The sequence below is a fragment of the Subtercola sp. YIM 133946 genome (genome assembly GCF_036553535.1).
Taxonomy (GTDB): domain Bacteria; phylum Actinomycetota; class Actinomycetes; order Actinomycetales; family Microbacteriaceae; genus Subtercola.
This window is the reverse complement of sequence record NZ_JAZHPE010000045.1, coordinates 52,279-66,400: the sequence shown is the minus strand read 5'-3', so window position 1 is coordinate 66,400 and position 14,122 is coordinate 52,279. Positions and strand designations below refer to the sequence as shown.

Here is a 14,122-nt window from a genome sequence, read left to right as displayed (position 1 = left end):
TCTGCGAGGCCCGAGGCGCTTCGATGCCTCAAGTCTTGTGATGCCCTGAAGAATGAGGGAGTCACCAGCTATCGGGGTAACAGCAGTGACCCCCAACCGCGCTGGTTCTGACGTAGCGTCGAGAGATGGACACCCCGAACGACATCCGCGGCACATCACCGCCTCGGTGCAGCAACTGCTGAACGCAATGAAAGACGTGCCAGCACTCGTGCAGAACGGCCGCCTCGACGTGCTCTCAAGCAACCCGCTCGGCCAGGCGCTGTTCTCTGAGATGTTCGAGCAGGTGGCGCAACCGCCGAACTTCGCCCGCTATGTCTTTCTCGACCCGCGGGCCGAGAACTTCTACCGCGACTGGAACTCGGCAGCCGCGCAGACCGTTGCACTCCTCCACGCAGAGGCGGGCCGCTCGCCCGACAGCCGGCAGCTGAGTGCGGGTAGAGCCCACTCGAATGGGCAGCAGATAATGCCCTGACCAGCAACTTATTGAGCGGAGCCGGTGGGATTTGAACCCACGGTGCCCATTAAGGGCACTCCACCTTAGCAGGGTGGTGCACTAGGCCGAACTATGCGACAGCTCCTTGTAACCTCAGCAATCATAGCCGAATGAACGGTGGCACAAGAATCCCTCGTCCATCCGGCCGATCGGCCGCCGAGCGGGCGCCAATCGGTAGGGCAGGTTGCCGGGGGTGGGTGTCCGGACTCCGAGGGCCACGACGGGCGACTGTCGGGACTGCTCAATTTCTGCTCCTCAGTTGTGCGCCGATGCGCTAGATTCGAGCCAGAGGCGGCCCGTGGGGGGTTAAGCCGTTATTGCACGTAAAAAGAGAGGACCGCCTTCATGGATTTCTGGGGCATCGTTTACACATTTTTCTGGACCTTCGCGTTCATCGCCTACCTGTTCGCGCTGTTCGCGATCATCGGCGACCTGTTTCGCGACCACAAGCTCAACGGCTGGTTCAAGGCCATCTGGGTTCTGTTCCTGATCTTCGTGCCGTTCCTGACTGCGCTGGTCTACCTGATCGCGCGCGGCAAGGGCATGGCCGAGCGTTCGCAGAAGGCCGCCAAGCAGGCCGAGACGGCGACGAACGACTACATCCGCCAGGTCGCCGGAACAACTCCGGCCGACGACATCGCGAAGGCGAAGGCGCTGCTCGACTCGGGCGCCATCACCCAGGCCGAGTACGAGAGCCTCAAGGCGCACGCCCTGTCGGTGACACCGAAGGCCTGACCTCCGCAGCCGCGGTGACGTCGTGCCCCTCTGCCCGCGCGGCAGGGGGGCACGACGTCGTTCAGGGGCACGCGATGAGGCGCGTTCCGGCGGCACGGCTCAGAGTCCCGGCGTCGCCTCGAGCCGCCCCGACTGCACGGCGTCGACGAACGCTGCGTAGTCTTTCTCGTTCTGATCGGCGTAGACCGTCGCGAAGTCGGCGAGCGCGCGATCGAAGGTGTCTTTCTTGCCGAGATAGGCGGCGATCGCCACCCTGTCGCCCGCCCGGGCGTGGGCGCGTGCGAGCGTCTCTCCGCACATGCGCGCGTACAGTCTGAGGCCCGACAGCCGGATGGTCTCGACGTCGGCCGATCCCTTCCAGTCGTGCAGCTGGCGCACGTAGAAGTCGCGCGGCACCCCGTCGAGGCCCGTGACGTGCTGCCAGCCGAGAAAGATGTCACTGGCCGACTGCATCATGCGCTGTCCGCGTACGACCCGCTCCCCCTGATCTTCGTAGGCACTCGCGCCGACGAACCGGGCGAGCACCGACTCCTGGGCCTCCTTCGCCTGCAGCAGCAGCGGGTCGCCGTCGTCGCGGCCGCGCAGCAGGATGATCCATGCCCGGGTTCCGACCGAACCGACGCCGACCACCTTGCGCGCCATGTGCAGGTACTCGAACTCGCGAACGGGGTGATGCTCGGCGATCAGGGTGGTCTGGTAGCTCGCGATCAGATCGCGCATGGCCTGCTCGTCGGCCTCACGGGTGAGGCCGGGCGGCACGAGGTCTTCGATGGGCGTGATCAGGGGCGGGTCGGCCGTGATGCGCAGTTCGCCGTCGACCTCGTGCACGAGCTTGCCGAACGCATTCATGCTGTCTTTGGTTCGGGCCTTGGCGACGATGCCCTCGGTGCGCTTGAGCAGCTTCTTCTCGGGGGCGACGGCCAGGGCATCCCGAACCCGCTCGATCAGTTCGTCGGAGTCTGTGTGGCTGTACCAGGCGTCGAGCACCGGCGAGTCGGCGGCGATGCGCATGCGTTCCCGGTATCCGCGGCCCACCTCGAGCGTGATCACGCGGCGGTCGGCCTCGGTGAAGCCGCGATGCCGGCCGGCGATCTCGACGCTGGCGGCGAGCCGCTTGACGTCCCACTCCCAGGGGCCCGGCAGCGTCTCGTCGAAGTCGTTGATGTCGAAGACCAGCGTGCGCTCGGGCGAGCCGAACACCCCGAAGTTCGACAGGTGCGCGTCGCCGCAGAGCTGCACGATGAGCCCTGAGTCGGGCGTCGTCGACAGGTCGGAGGCCATGATGAGCGCGGCCCCGCGGTAGAAGGTGAACGGCGAGACCATCATGCGGCCGTACCGAATCGGAACGAGCTCGGGCACCCGGCTGGCGGCCTGCTGCTCGAGCAGACTCACCGGGTCGGGGCGGTCGGCGGCCGGCTGCCATTCGCCCTGACTTCTGCGCGGCACCCGCTCGCGGGCGGCGCGGCCGAGAGCCGCACGCGTCTCGAAACCGCCCGAAAGCGGGCGGTTCGTGGTGGTGGTCGGTGCTGGGTCGACAACGGTCATGGTGGGTCCGCCTGGTCTGTAGGTCTCCAGTGTGGAACCGGCGCCCACCGGCGTCAACAATCCCGGCGCCGAATCAGCCTGTTCGAATGAGCCCGCCTCTCGGCCGGTCGGCGGGCGGCCCGGATGCTCTACAGTTCTTTGCAGGTGGGTGAGGTCGCACCCAAGAACGAGGGGCCCTTTGTCAGACGCAACCGCACCGGCAGGCGCGCTGCCGCTTCGTCGACTCGCCCTGCTCGCCATTCCCGCCGTCATCATCGGAATCGTCTCGGCCCTCATTCTGTTCGGGCTCGAGTGGGTCGCCGACCAGCTCGAGCATTACCTGTGGTCGACTCTGCCCGCGACCATCGACGTCGACCCGGGCAACGGATGGTGGATCTTCACTCTGCTCACCCTGTCGGGCGTGGCCGTCGGGCTCGTCGTCTGGCTGGTGCCCGGGCACGGCGCGCGCGACTCGGCCACGACCGAGCTGATCGCTCCGCCTCTGAAGCTCGCGGTCATCCCGAGCCTCGTGCTGGTCACGATTCTCGCGCTGGCGGGCGGCGTCAGCCTCGGGCCCGAGAACCCGATCATCGCGATCAACACGGCCGTACTCGTGGCGCTGATCGCCCGGCTGATGCCGAAGGTGCCCACCGAGCTGATTCTGCTGCTCACGGCGGCCGGCACCATCGGCGCCCTGTTCGGCACGCCCGTTGCTGCGGCGCTGGTGTTCACGGGAGTGGTGGCCGCGCTGAAGTCGGGCGGAGCGCTGTGGGACAGGCTGTTTCTGCCGCTGGCCGCCGCGGGGGCCGGCTCGGTGACGATGGGGTTGCTCGGCGGCGCGACGCTGACCGTGAACGTGCCGAGCATGGGCGCGATGCAGCCGATCTACTTCGTCGAGGGGCTCGGCGTGGCGGTGGCGGCGACGCTGCTGGGGCTGGCGATGGTGTTCGTCTTTCCGTTCCTCCACCGGTTCTTCCACGGGCTGAAGTACCCGATCGTCTACATCACGCTCGGCGGCGTGCTGCTCGGCGTGCTCGGGGCGATCGGCGGCCCGATCACGCTCTTCAAGGGCCTGTCGCAAATGGGCACGCTGGTGGATGACCGGGCGAACTACGACGCCGGGCAGCTGGTCGTGGTTACGCTCGTCAAGGTCGCGGCGCTGGTCATCGCCGCCTCGGCGGGGTTTCGGGGCGGCCGCATCTTTCCCGCGGTGTTCATCGGGGTCGCGTTCGGACTGCTCACCGAAGCGGTGTTTCCCGACATTCCGATCTCGCTGGCGATCGCCTGCGGTGTGCTCGGCGTGGTGCTGGTCGTGGCGCGCGACGGCTGGCTGGCGCTCTTCATCGCGGTGGCGGTGGTGGGCGACGTGGCGCTGCTCTCGGTGCTCTGCGTGATCATTCTGCCGGTGTGGCTGATGGTGTCGCGGGCGCCGGAGATGATCATCCACCCGCCGAAGGTGTTGGAGCCGGCGAGATCGTGAGGCCGGCCGGATCGGCCGACGGGTTCCAGGGCACGGGCATGCCGATGGGATTCGGAAACGGGTAGATCGGCTGGCAGGCGTGGGCGAGGGGTGCCAGCAGTTCGGCGACCGCGAGCAGGTGCCGGGCATCCACCGTCGCCCAGGGCTGGGCGGCGAGGCGGTTCGTGAGGGCCTCGGCGCGTTCGAGGGCGGCGATGCCGGCCGCGCTGGCGCGACCGTTCGGGTCGATCAGACCGCGGGTCGTGAGGGCAGTGTGTTCGGCCATCCATTCGTCGTCGCTCCAGCCGCGGGCCCGCTGCAGGGTCGCCGCGTCGAGGTCGAGCGCGGTGCGCAGCACGATGCTCGAGAGACCGCCGAGCTGCTCGGTGACGAGGGCGACGACGTGGCCGTCGCCGCGGTGCTCGCGCAGGGTGGCGGTCGACTGCCAGAGCGAACGGTAGGGGTCATCGTCGATCGGCAGCGCGCGGTTGGCGGCGGCGAGCGGCCGGCCGATGGTGTCGACGGCGGCGGCGATGGGCGCCAGGGCCTCTGCCGCACGGCGGGTGGCCGCTTCGTCGTCGAAGAGGCGGCGCAGGGTGGCGGCGGCCCCGGCGGCGCGGGCGTCGATCACCTGGTTCGGCTCGGCGGTCTGCCACACCGACGGCAGGGCCCGGGTGACGAGTGGCGGGGCGAAGCCGCTGAAGATCGCCACGACCGGTGCGCCCGAGATCGGGCCGAGCGGAGCGCTGCGACCGGCGAAGTAGCCGTCCCAGTACCGGGTCAGGCCGATGTCGGCGAAGGCCTGGCGCGACTCGGGCGAGAAGTAGGTGACCGCGTGGATGGGCTCGAACAGGGTCCAAAGAGCGCGGGCGAGGTGTTCTGGTGTGGGCATGGTTCTCCTTGGGGTCGAGTCTAGGCACCCGGGGGCCGCGGGGTGCGCGGGTGTGAAACAGTGGAGGAGAAACCCCCACCCCACCGAGCGACCGGGAAGTCGACGTATGAGAGTCACCAGCAGCAGCCAGTTCGACGCCACAGCCGAGGGCTCCGTGCCGCCGTTCGAGCAGGTGCGGCCACACATCTGGGCCCTGCCGCTCGCGATGCCCACCCCCGCGCTACCGTATGTGCTCAGCTACTTCGTCATCGACGAGAACGGGCTCGTGCATGTGATCGACGCCGGCTGGGACTCCGACGAGAACTGGCAGCGGGTGCTCGCGGCCCTCGCCGAACTGGGGCTCGACACGGCCAGTGTCGCCTCACTCACCCTCACCCACCTGCATCCCGATCACGTCGGCATGACGCATCGCTACCGTGCGGCCAGCCGGGTGCGGGTGCAGCTCGGCCGGGTGGAGCAGGCCGCGATCACTGCGCTGACCGCAGCGCCGGGGTCGGCGACGGCCCCCACGTCGGTGGGCAGTGGCCCGGATGCCCGGCGGCGCCCCGCGGTTCCGGCCGAGTGGGGCGTTCCGGCCGACCGCGTGGCCGAGCTCGGGAGCGGGTTCGGCAGCGGGGGCTCCGGCGACGCGATCGAGGGTGACGTGCTGCTCGACGACGGCGACGATCTCGGGGTGCCGGGGGTGGGCATCCGGGTCATCACGACGCCCGGGCACACGAACGGTTCGATCTGCCTGGCCTTCGAGGGCGAGAACCTGCTCGTCACCGGAGACCACCTGCTACCGACCATCTTCTCGGGGCTGGGGCTCGGCGGGCCGACCGACACCAACCCGGTCAGCGACTATCTCGCCGCGCTCGAGCGGCTCGCGCCCTTCGACGACCCGGAAGAGCAGGTCGAGGTGCTTCCCGGGCACGGCTACCGGTTCACCGGAGTCGCCGAACGGCGCGCGGAATCGGCCGAGCACCACCAGGGCCGCACCCGCCAGGCCGCGGCGATTCTGGCCGAGAACCCCGACGCCACCGTGTGGCAGGTGGCGTCACAGCTCTACTGGACCTCGGGCTGGGAGAACCTGAACGGCCCCTACCTGCGGTCGGCGCTGGCGCAGACGGCGTGGCACCGCGAGCGGGCGGCCGCCGGGCTGGGTGGCGCGGGCGCGCGCGGCGAGCGGGCCGCATTCGGCGAGCCGGGCGCCGGCGTGCGCTGAGCTCAGGCGAAGAGTTCGGCGAAGAACGCCTTCATGGCGATCCATGAGCGGGCGTTCGCACGCGCGTCGAAAAGGGCTCCGTGGTCGGGCGCGTCTGTTCCCGGCAGGGAGAAGGCGTGCATCGCGCCGCTGTAGCTGACGATCTGCCAGTCGTCGACCTCGGCGTGCCGCAACTCGTTCTCGAAGGCGACGACGGCGTCGTCGGGCACGACGGGGTCGCTAGCGCCGGTCAGCACCAGTACCGAGCCGCGAATCTGGCCGGGGGCGGCCGGAATGCCCGTGGAGAGCCCCCCGTGGAAGACGACGACACCGGCCACATCGGCCCCGCTGCGCGCAAGCTCGAGTGAGGCGCTGCCGCCGAAGCAGTACCCCATCACCGCGATGCGCGCCGGGTCGACACCGGGCAGCGAGCGCAGGTAGTCGAGGTCGGCCTGCACGCGCGAACGGAAGAGGGCCGGGTCGCCGTAGAACGACCCGGCGCGCTGGGGCGCCTCCTGCTGAGACAGCTCGACACCGCCGCCGTAGATGTCACCGGCGAGCGCGATGTAGCCGAGCCGGGCGAGCATGGTGGCGCGCACGCGGGAGTGGTCGTTGAGGCCTGTCCAGTCGGAGAAGACGAGCACGGCGGGGAGCAGGGTGTCGGCGGGCCCGGCGTGCGAGGTGGTGGCGGGCGCGTCAGCGACGGTGGTGGCGGGCGTGGTGTCGGCGGGGCGGGCCAGGAAGCCGCCGAAGTCGACTCCGTCGGCCGAGAACGAGACCGGGGCTGCATCGACCGGGCCCTGTTCGGGCTGCGAGGTGAGCAGGGAGTCGAGGCCGGCGGGGAGGGGGGCGGAGAAGACGGGGTTCATACTCCTATTCAATCCCACGAGATCACTGCACGAGCATCCGTCTTCATGCACGACCATGCATTATCACTGCACGAGCATCCGTCTTCAGTGCACGAGCATGCGTCGCCGGCGTCAGCGCGTCTTGCGTCGCGGCTCGGGCGTCACCTCGAGGGGCCCGGCCGCCTCATCGAGGTCGTGCGCGGCGGCGAGCGCCGCCAGGTCGACCTCACGCAGTTCGCGCATGCGCTGCTCTCGTTCGAGGGCGTAGTCGGGCGACGAGCGCAGGTCGGCGGTGACCTCGAGCCTGCCCTCGATGGCCCTGCTGAGTTCAGACCACGCCCACTTCTGCGAGGCGTCGACCGCCGAAGCGATGAACTCGGGGTCGGAGGTCAGCCGGGCGAGTTCGGAGGAGAGCGCCGAATAGGTCACCCGTCGCTGCGTGAGCCACTGGAAGTCGGCCACCGTGCGCGACTTCTTCGGCATGGGCGGAAACTCGCGCTGCAGGTTCTTCATGTGCTCGGCGAGCCCGGCCTGCTCGAGCGTCAGCTGGTGCAGCTCGGCCTCGACGAACGCCGTGATCTCGTCGGGGTTGTAGTCGACCTTGTCGCGCACAGCTCCGATGATGATGTGGTTCATCGTGGCCATGGTGAGGGCGGTGCGCGACATCAGCACGCCCTCTTCGACGGCTCGGGCGATCGCCGCAGCGTCGACAGGGAAGAACGAGCGCCTGGTGCGCCTGCCCGCCTTCTGTGCCCGCCGCTTCTTGCCGACCATCGCCTGACTCTCGCTCGTTCGTCGCAGCAAGCCTAGCGATCGGCTTCTGTGCTGGGGGTGGGAGGCACCTGCGCTGCAAACCTCGACCACGTGCAAGCGACCCACAATTATGGCGTCTGGGAATGTTCATAAACAATCCCGTGACAATTCTCAAGGAGTGGGATACCTTGACTCTCGATGTCGCCGTCGCAGGGGGCGCTTCCTTCCTTTGTCGCCTACAAACCCAGGAGCCCCCTATGCCAGAGAGAACTCTGTCGAGCCCCAAGAGACTGCTCACCCGCCTCAGCATCGTCGGGGCATCCGCTGCTCTCGCCGTGGTTCCGGCCATCGCGTTCGCGCCGGCCGCCTTCGCCGCCGACTCGTTCACGGTCACGTCGCCGACCGACGGCCAGCTCGACGTGCCGAACGCCGGGGTCGACAACCTCGTCGGCTTCACCGGCACCGGCCTCGCCGACGGTGACACCGTGCAGATTCTGTACACGGCAGCCTCGGGAGACAAGGAACCGGCTGTGTTCGGCGGCGCCGACGTCAACCCCGACGGCAGCTGGACGACGACGGCGAACTTCGGTGACCTGACGCCCGGCCAGACCGTCGTCTCGGTCACCGTGCAAGAGCTGACCGACAACAAGGCTGCCACTGTCATCACCGAGGTTCCGGTCACCTTCACCCTGGCCACGCCCGCCGTACCCGCCAGTCCGTTCGCCGTGACCTCGCCCGAAGTCGGCAGCACCGTCGACACCGCGACGCCCACGTTCGAGGGCACCGGCACCCCCGGCAGCACCGTCGAGATCCAGTACACCGGGCGCTCGGGTCACAACGACACCGCCGGAACCGGAAAGATCGGCGTAGACGGAACGTTCTCGATCGCCACCGACTTCAGCGACTACGAGCCGGGCGGCGGAACCGCCACCTCAGAGGCGCCCTTCGACGGAGTGCGAGTGCTGGTCTACCAGACCGACGCCGACGGAAACGAGCTGCCCGGCGCCACCCGACAGGCCGTGGCCTTCTTCTTCGCGACCCCTCCCGTGCCGCTGATTCCCTTGAGCCTGACACTGGCCCCCACCTCTGAGACGGTGACAGCCAGCTCGACGACAGGAGCCGCCCTCACGTCGACCGGCTTCAGCCCGTCAGAGCAACTTCTGGTGGCCGTGGCAGACCCGTCGGGTACGCCCGTGGTTCTCGCTGGCCTCGGAACTGACGAGTTCTTCGCGGACGAGACTGACGGCAGCTTCGCCACGACCCTGCTTCTGCCGAGCAACTCTCCCGTGGGTGACTACACGGTCGCGGTGGCCGGAGTACGCAGCGGCCGAACCGTGAGCGCGACCGTGACCGTCACGGCCGACCCGGTGCCCACCCCGACGCCCACGCCGACCACTCCCGCCGGCACCGGCGGCAGCAGCTCGGGCAACGGTAGCGCCACCAGCCCGTCACAGCTCGCCTCGACGGGTCTCGACGGCATGGGCATCGGCAGCATCGCCGGAGTTCTGCTGCTGGTCGGCGGCGGCCTGTTCCTCGCGCGTCGCCGTAAGGCCGGCGTCTAGCCCGAACGTTTCGAACACGGTGCGGTCGCTCGGCCGCGCCGTCGTTCGACCCGTTCGTCTGATCATCCGCATCACCACACGTCACGCACCACACTCGCTTCACCCACTGGATGCTCGCGTAGGAGCATCGCGAACCCTTCACAATTTGGAGAAAAAATGTTCGACGACAAATTCATCACCAACGCCATCAACCGCAGCTCGGAGACGAAGCTCGACCGCCGCGCCCTGCTGACCGCGGCGGGCCTCGGCGCCGCCGGCGTCGGCGCGGCCGTGCTGCTGCCCGCCATGGGAGCGGCCGCGGTCACCCAGGCCGCCGCACCCATCAGCGACGGTTCGATTCTGAACTTCGCCCTGAACCTCGAATACCTCGAGGCCGAGTTCTACCTGCACGCCGTCACGGGGTCGGGCCTGCCGTCGAGCCTCATCGCCGGCAAGGGAACCGCGGGTGCTGTCACCGGCGGCAAGCAGGTGAACTTCAAGAACGCGGCCGTGAAGGCCTACGCCACCGAGATCGCTGCCGACGAGAAGGCGCACGTCGCATTTCTGCGCGCCGCTCTCGGCTCGGCTGCGGTCGCGCGCCCCGCGATCAACATCTCTGACGCGTTCACGGCGGCGGCGACCGCGGCAGGGGTCATCAAGCCGGGGCAGACGTTCGACCCGTACGCCGACGACGTCAGCTTCCTCATCGGCGCGTTCATCTTCGAAGACGTCGGAGTCACGGCCTACAAGGGCGCGGCGCCGCTGATCACCAACAAGACCTATCTCGAGGCGGCGGCGGGCATCCTCTCGGTCGAGGCCTACCACGCCGGCATCGTGCGCTCGACGCTGTTCGGGCTGGGCATCGAGACCCCGTCGATCAACGACACGGTCAACAAGATCTCGGATGCCCGCGACAGCCTCGACGGCAGCACCGACCTCGACCAGGGCATCACGGTGAACGGTGTGGCGAACCTGGTTCCGACCGACAAGAACGGCATCACCTTCAGCCGCACGCCGGGCCAGGTGCTGAACATCGCCTACCTGAACCCGAAGGCCGTCACAAAGGGCGGCTTCTTTCCGGGCGGCGTGAACGGCGACCTCAACACGAGCGGTGGCGCTGCGTCGTAGCGCTGTTGGGGAGGGTCGGGGTTCGTGCCGGAGACGGTGCGGGCCCCGATCACCTTTTAACGGCGCGGCGCGGCGCGGCGCGCCGCGGCGCGACGGGCCGATCTAAGGATTTTCTCACGGGCGGCCCCACCGCCTGGGCGCCAGCACACTCGATAGTGAGCAGATGGCGACGAGGGTGATCGGCCCGGCGCTGCGGGCGGGTGGGCGAGCTCGAGAATGTTCTGAGGTACCCGGTGTCGGTGCGGGCGGCGGCCGCCGACGCGCATCCGCCCCGCCGTGCCGGGCATCCGCCCTGCCGTAGGGTGGCGGTGATGAAGATTCTCGCTCCGAAGACCATCGAACTCGACCTCACGGGCGGTGTCGGCGGTGCCGACGGTGCCGACGCGACCAGCGGCCCGGCCGACGAGGTGGTGCTGTACGACCCCGAGCGGCCGTTCGCCGACGCCGACCGCGACGCCGAGGTGCTGGTGGTGTGGGGCAACTCCGCCGAGAACCTGGCCGATGCGGTCGACAGACTCGGGGCGCTTCGGCTCGTGCAGACCCTGGCTGCCGGCCCCGACGCCGTACTGGACGCCGGGTTCGACGACGCGGTCGCCATCACGTCGGGGCGTTCGCTGCACGACGCGACGGTGGCCGAGCATGCGCTGGCGCTCATCCTCGCCGCCGTTCGCCGCCTCGACGACCTCATCGACGCCAGCCACCGGCACGAATGGAACACCGCCTTCAACCGGGCCCAGGCCGACCCTGCGACGGCCCAGAGGTACACGCTCGACGGGGGCCACGTCACCATCTGGGGCTTCGGCTCGATCGCCGGCCGGCTCGCTCCGCTGCTGCGGATGCTCGGCAGCACCGTCACCGGAGTCGCCACCAGCCCGGGCGAGCGCGACGGCTTCACTGTCGTCACGCCCGACGACGCCGGAGCCACCCTCGCCGACACCGACGTGCTCGTCTCGCTGCTGCCCGCCACTGCGGCGACGGCGAACACCTTCGACGCAGCGCTCTTCGCCCGGCTCAAGCCGGGCGCGGTGTTCGTGAACGTGGGGCGCGGCCCGACCGTCGACGAGGATGCCCTGCTGGCCGGCCTCGCCGCGGGCACGCCGCGCGTCGCCGCCCTCGACGTGACGAAGGTCGAGCCGCTGCCCGAAGGCTCCGGGCTGTGGGATGCGCCCGGAGTCATTCTCACACCGCACGTCGCGGGCAACCGGCCGCGCGGAGCCAGCGAGCTCGTGCGCGCGAACCTGGCGGCCCTGCGCGGCGGCGGACAACTCGTCAACCGCGTGCGCTGAGGGGGCTCTGCCCGTAACGCCCGACGGGCTGCGCGCCATCACCGGCGGTTGGCGACTGACGCCTGACGCCTGCTGCCGGACGCCTGCTACTGCGTGAGGGCCTCGCGGATGCCCGCCAGCACGTCGTCGGCGGGAGCAGCCGGGTCGAAGAGGGCGACGACGACGCGGGGCGACGGGGCGACAGCGGGGGCCTCGGTCACCAGGGCGCGAAAGGTGTCGGCGAGGGCGCCCAGGTCGGCCTGGAGGCGGCGCGAGACGGCATCGGACTGCTCGTCGAACCAGGCGCGAAGGGCCTCGTTGTTGAGGGCGACGGCGGCCGCGGCGTAGGCGCTCACGATCCAGGCCGGATGCCCGGGCGGCAGGTTCGCCTGCAGAAAGGTCGTGAACACCCGCTCGTAGCGGTGCGACATGACGAGTTCGCGCTCGCGCAGGGAGAAGGTGCGGCGCAGCAGGTCGCGGCGCCGCAGGGTGGGGCCGGGGCGCGAGACGTGGTGGTCGAACACCATCATGCATCCGCGGTTGACCGCCGCGAAGGGGTCGGCGGGCGCGGCGGTGGTGGCGCGCGCGTGTGCTTCGGCGGTAGTGGCGCGCGCGTGTGGAGCGGCCGAGGCGGCGGCGGCGCGCGCTTCGGCGGTGGCGGCACGCGCGCGTGCTGCGGCCGAGGTGGTGGCCGGGATTCGGCCCGCGGCCGGGGCACCGGCGAGCACCTCGGCCAGACGGGAGAGGAGGTAGGCGTGGTCGATGAACACGATGTCCTCCTTGGTGCGGAACCGGCGGAAGAACGTGCTGCGACTCACCTCGAGGGCGTCGGCCAGATCATCCACACTGGTCGCGTCGTAGCCGCGATCGGCCAGCAGGTCGATCGCCACGACGGCGCTGTCGAGCAGCGCCTCGTCGACGAGGGTGTGATTCGTCATGCGGTATGTCACCTCACCTTCTAGGGTCGAGCCGAGGCAATCTGACACTCAGTTTCTTGACTTGACACTGAGTACCATGTGAAGCTTACTGCGCCCGCAGACACGAGCACGAGCACCAGCACCAGCACCGACGAGAGCACGCGATGAGCACCGAACGCACCCAGCAGGGCACCGACGAGCCCGAGTACGTGCTGACCGAGCCGCTCGACCCCGACGTCGCCGGCGTGTTCGATGACCTGTCGCCCGACGACCTGGCCTTTCGCGACCGGGCCCGCACCTTCGTGCAGAACGAGGTGCTGCCGGTCATCGACGACTACTGGAACAGGGCAGAGTATCCGCTGCACCTGTTGCGCCGCCTCGGCGAACTCGACCTGCTGCGTGACGGCGTCGACGTCGACGGGATGCCGCCCCAGAGCGCCCTCGCCGCCGGACTGGTGATGGCCGAGATCAGCCGCGGCGACGGTTCGGTGGGCACCATCATCGCCGTACAGGGAGCGCTCGCTCTGCGCTCGATCGCCCTGCTCGGCGACGACGCCCAGAAGGCCGAGTGGCTCGGCCCGCTCGCCCGCGGCGAGAAGATCGGGGCGTTCGGACTCACCGAACCCACCCACGGCTCCGACTCGGTGAGCCTCGAGACGCGGGCCGTGAGCGTCGACGACGGCTACGAGATCACCGGCCACAAGAAGTGGATCGGCAGCGGCTCGGTAGGCGACGTCACCGTCGTCTGGGCGCGCGGCGACGACGGCAAGGTGCACGGATACCTCGTGCCGCAGCAGGCACCCGGATACTCGGCGGAGGTCATCACCGGCAAGGCCTCGCTGCGAGCGATCTGGCAGGCGCGCATCACGCTCGACGCCGTGAAGGTGCCCGGCAGCGCGCGGCTCGCCGAGGCGAACAGCTTCGCCGACACCTCGCGCGTGCTGCAGGCCACGCGGCTCGGGGTGGCCTGGGCATCCCTCGGCCACGCCACCGCCTGCTACGAGACGGCTGTGCACTACGCGCTGCAGCGCATCCAGTTCGGCCGGCCACTCGCGGCCTCACAGATCGTTCAGGAGAGACTGGCGCGCATGCTCAGCGAGCTGACCAGCCTGCAGACCCTCATCGTGGCGCTGACCCGGCGCGACGAGGCCGGACGACTGAGCGGGCCGTCGGCGGCCCTCGGCAAGTACACCGCGACCCGGGCCGCACGCAGCATTGCGGCGAACGCTCGCGACCTGCTGGGCGGCAACGGTATTCTGCTCGAGAACCGGGTGGCCCGGCATTTCGCCGACATCGAATCGCTGCACACCTACGAAGGAACCGAGACGATCCAGGCGCTGCTCATCGGCCGCGACATCACCGGATACTCGGCTTTCGCCTGATC

13 protein-coding genes and 1 tRNA gene are annotated in these 14,122 nt (G+C 69.4%); 8 read left to right on the top strand and 6 right to left on the bottom strand.

The features are described 5' to 3' along the window. The first annotated feature begins 52 nt into the window (after positions 1-52). The gene (locus V3W46_RS14350) at positions 53-472 is read left to right on the top strand and encodes an MmyB family transcriptional regulator (protein ID WP_331783810.1); all 420 of its coding nucleotides are present in this window, start codon (positions 53-55) and stop codon (positions 470-472) included. Positions 473-488: 16 nt separating this feature from the next. Here the strand turns inward: V3W46_RS14350 and V3W46_RS14345 are convergent. After that, positions 489-578, bottom strand: a tRNA-Ser gene (locus V3W46_RS14345). A 260-nt stretch (positions 579-838) separates the two neighbouring features. On the opposite strand from V3W46_RS14345, the gene V3W46_RS14340 reads away from it, so the two are divergent. Further along, a complete protein-coding gene (locus V3W46_RS14340; protein WP_331783809.1) occupies positions 839-1,228 on the top strand; it encodes an SHOCT domain-containing protein in 390 nt (129 codons plus the stop codon). 99 nt (positions 1,229-1,327) lie between these two features. Here the strand turns inward: V3W46_RS14340 and V3W46_RS14335 are convergent, their stop codons facing one another. Next, complete coding sequence (locus V3W46_RS14335) at positions 1,328-2,773, bottom strand: DUF2252 domain-containing protein (protein ID WP_331783808.1); 1,446 nt, start codon at positions 2,771-2,773, stop codon at positions 1,328-1,330. 178 nt (positions 2,774-2,951) lie between these two features. Between V3W46_RS14335 and V3W46_RS14330 the strand changes: the two genes are divergently transcribed. After that, positions 2,952-4,232 carry an ion channel protein gene (locus tag V3W46_RS14330; protein ID WP_331783807.1) on the top strand — a complete coding sequence of 427 codons (1,281 nt, stop codon included), beginning with the start codon at positions 2,952-2,954 and terminating at the stop codon, positions 4,230-4,232. Here V3W46_RS14330 and V3W46_RS14325 read toward each other — a convergent pair. Beyond that, on the bottom strand, positions 4,192-5,103 hold the full coding sequence (locus tag V3W46_RS14325) for an SCO6745 family protein (protein WP_331783806.1): 912 nt from the start codon (positions 5,101-5,103) through the stop codon (positions 4,192-4,194). The genes V3W46_RS14330 and V3W46_RS14325 overlap by 41 nt on opposite strands. Before the next feature lie 106 nt (positions 5,104-5,209). Between V3W46_RS14325 and V3W46_RS14320 the strand changes: the two genes are divergently transcribed. Continuing rightward, positions 5,210-6,307 (top strand): MBL fold metallo-hydrolase, encoded by a 1,098-nt coding sequence (locus V3W46_RS14320; protein ID WP_331783805.1) that lies wholly within the window; start codon positions 5,210-5,212, stop codon positions 6,305-6,307. Between the two features lie 2 nt (positions 6,308-6,309). Here the strand turns inward: V3W46_RS14320 and V3W46_RS14315 are convergent, their stop codons facing one another. Together V3W46_RS14315 and V3W46_RS14310 are read right to left on the bottom strand one after the other, a co-directional pair. Then, positions 6,310-7,155 carry a dienelactone hydrolase family protein gene (locus tag V3W46_RS14315; RefSeq protein WP_331783804.1) on the bottom strand — a complete coding sequence of 282 codons (846 nt, stop codon included), beginning with the start codon at positions 7,153-7,155 and terminating at the stop codon, positions 6,310-6,312. Between the two features lie 111 nt (positions 7,156-7,266). Beyond that, positions 7,267-7,908, bottom strand: coding sequence for a hypothetical protein (locus V3W46_RS14310; RefSeq protein ID WP_331783803.1), 642 nt, complete (start codon positions 7,906-7,908; stop codon positions 7,267-7,269). A gap of 236 nt (positions 7,909-8,144) precedes the next feature. On the opposite strand from V3W46_RS14310, the gene V3W46_RS14305 reads away from it, so the two are divergent. From V3W46_RS14305 to V3W46_RS14295, 3 genes are all read left to right on the top strand, one after another. Then, positions 8,145-9,449, top strand: a complete 1,305-nt coding sequence (locus V3W46_RS14305; RefSeq protein ID WP_331783802.1) for an LPXTG cell wall anchor domain-containing protein — start codon at positions 8,145-8,147, stop codon at positions 9,447-9,449. 156 nt (positions 9,450-9,605) lie between these two features. Continuing rightward, positions 9,606-10,556 carry a ferritin-like domain-containing protein gene (locus tag V3W46_RS14300; RefSeq protein ID WP_331783801.1) on the top strand — a complete coding sequence of 317 codons (951 nt, stop codon included), beginning with the start codon at positions 9,606-9,608 and terminating at the stop codon, positions 10,554-10,556. Positions 10,557-10,867: 311 nt separating this feature from the next. After that, positions 10,868-11,842, top strand: coding sequence for an NAD(P)-dependent oxidoreductase (locus V3W46_RS14295; RefSeq protein WP_331783800.1), 975 nt, complete (start codon positions 10,868-10,870; stop codon positions 11,840-11,842). A gap of 86 nt (positions 11,843-11,928) precedes the next feature. On the opposite strand, the gene V3W46_RS14290 is transcribed toward V3W46_RS14295, so the two are convergent. Further along, a complete protein-coding gene (locus V3W46_RS14290; protein ID WP_331783799.1) occupies positions 11,929-12,759 on the bottom strand; it encodes a helix-turn-helix domain-containing protein in 831 nt (276 codons plus the stop codon). 143 nt (positions 12,760-12,902) lie between these two features. On the opposite strand from V3W46_RS14290, the gene V3W46_RS14285 reads away from it, so the two are divergent. After that, on the top strand, positions 12,903-14,120 hold the full coding sequence (locus V3W46_RS14285; RefSeq protein ID WP_331783798.1) for an acyl-CoA dehydrogenase family protein: 1,218 nt from the start codon (positions 12,903-12,905) through the stop codon (positions 14,118-14,120). The last annotated feature ends 2 nt before the right edge of the window (positions 14,121-14,122 follow it).

Bases quoted from the DNA above. Each gene is read 5' to 3' on its own strand.
- V3W46_RS14295 (WP_331783800.1), top strand. From the start codon at position 10,868: ATGAAGATTCTCGCTCCGAAGACCATCGAACTCGACCTCACGGGCGGT.
- V3W46_RS14290 (WP_331783799.1), bottom strand. From the start codon at position 12,759: ATGACGAATCACACCCTCGTCGACGAGGCGCTGCTCGACAGCGCCGTC.
- V3W46_RS14335 (WP_331783808.1), bottom strand. From the start codon at position 2,773: ATGACCGTTGTCGACCCAGCACCGACCACCACCACGAACCGCCCGCTT.
- V3W46_RS14315 (WP_331783804.1), bottom strand. From the start codon at position 7,155: ATGAACCCCGTCTTCTCCGCCCCCCTCCCCGCCGGCCTCGACTCCCTG.
- V3W46_RS14310 (WP_331783803.1), bottom strand. From the start codon at position 7,908: ATGGTCGGCAAGAAGCGGCGGGCACAGAAGGCGGGCAGGCGCACCAGG.
- V3W46_RS14325 (WP_331783806.1), bottom strand. From the start codon at position 5,103: ATGCCCACACCAGAACACCTCGCCCGCGCTCTTTGGACCCTGTTCGAG.
- V3W46_RS14285 (WP_331783798.1), top strand. From the start codon at position 12,903: ATGAGCACCGAACGCACCCAGCAGGGCACCGACGAGCCCGAGTACGTG.
- V3W46_RS14320 (WP_331783805.1), top strand. From the start codon at position 5,210: ATGAGAGTCACCAGCAGCAGCCAGTTCGACGCCACAGCCGAGGGCTCC.
- V3W46_RS14340 (WP_331783809.1), top strand. From the start codon at position 839: ATGGATTTCTGGGGCATCGTTTACACATTTTTCTGGACCTTCGCGTTC.
- V3W46_RS14305 (WP_331783802.1), top strand. From the start codon at position 8,145: ATGCCAGAGAGAACTCTGTCGAGCCCCAAGAGACTGCTCACCCGCCTC.
- V3W46_RS14350 (WP_331783810.1), top strand. From the start codon at position 53: ATGAGGGAGTCACCAGCTATCGGGGTAACAGCAGTGACCCCCAACCGC.
- V3W46_RS14300 (WP_331783801.1), top strand. From the start codon at position 9,606: ATGTTCGACGACAAATTCATCACCAACGCCATCAACCGCAGCTCGGAG.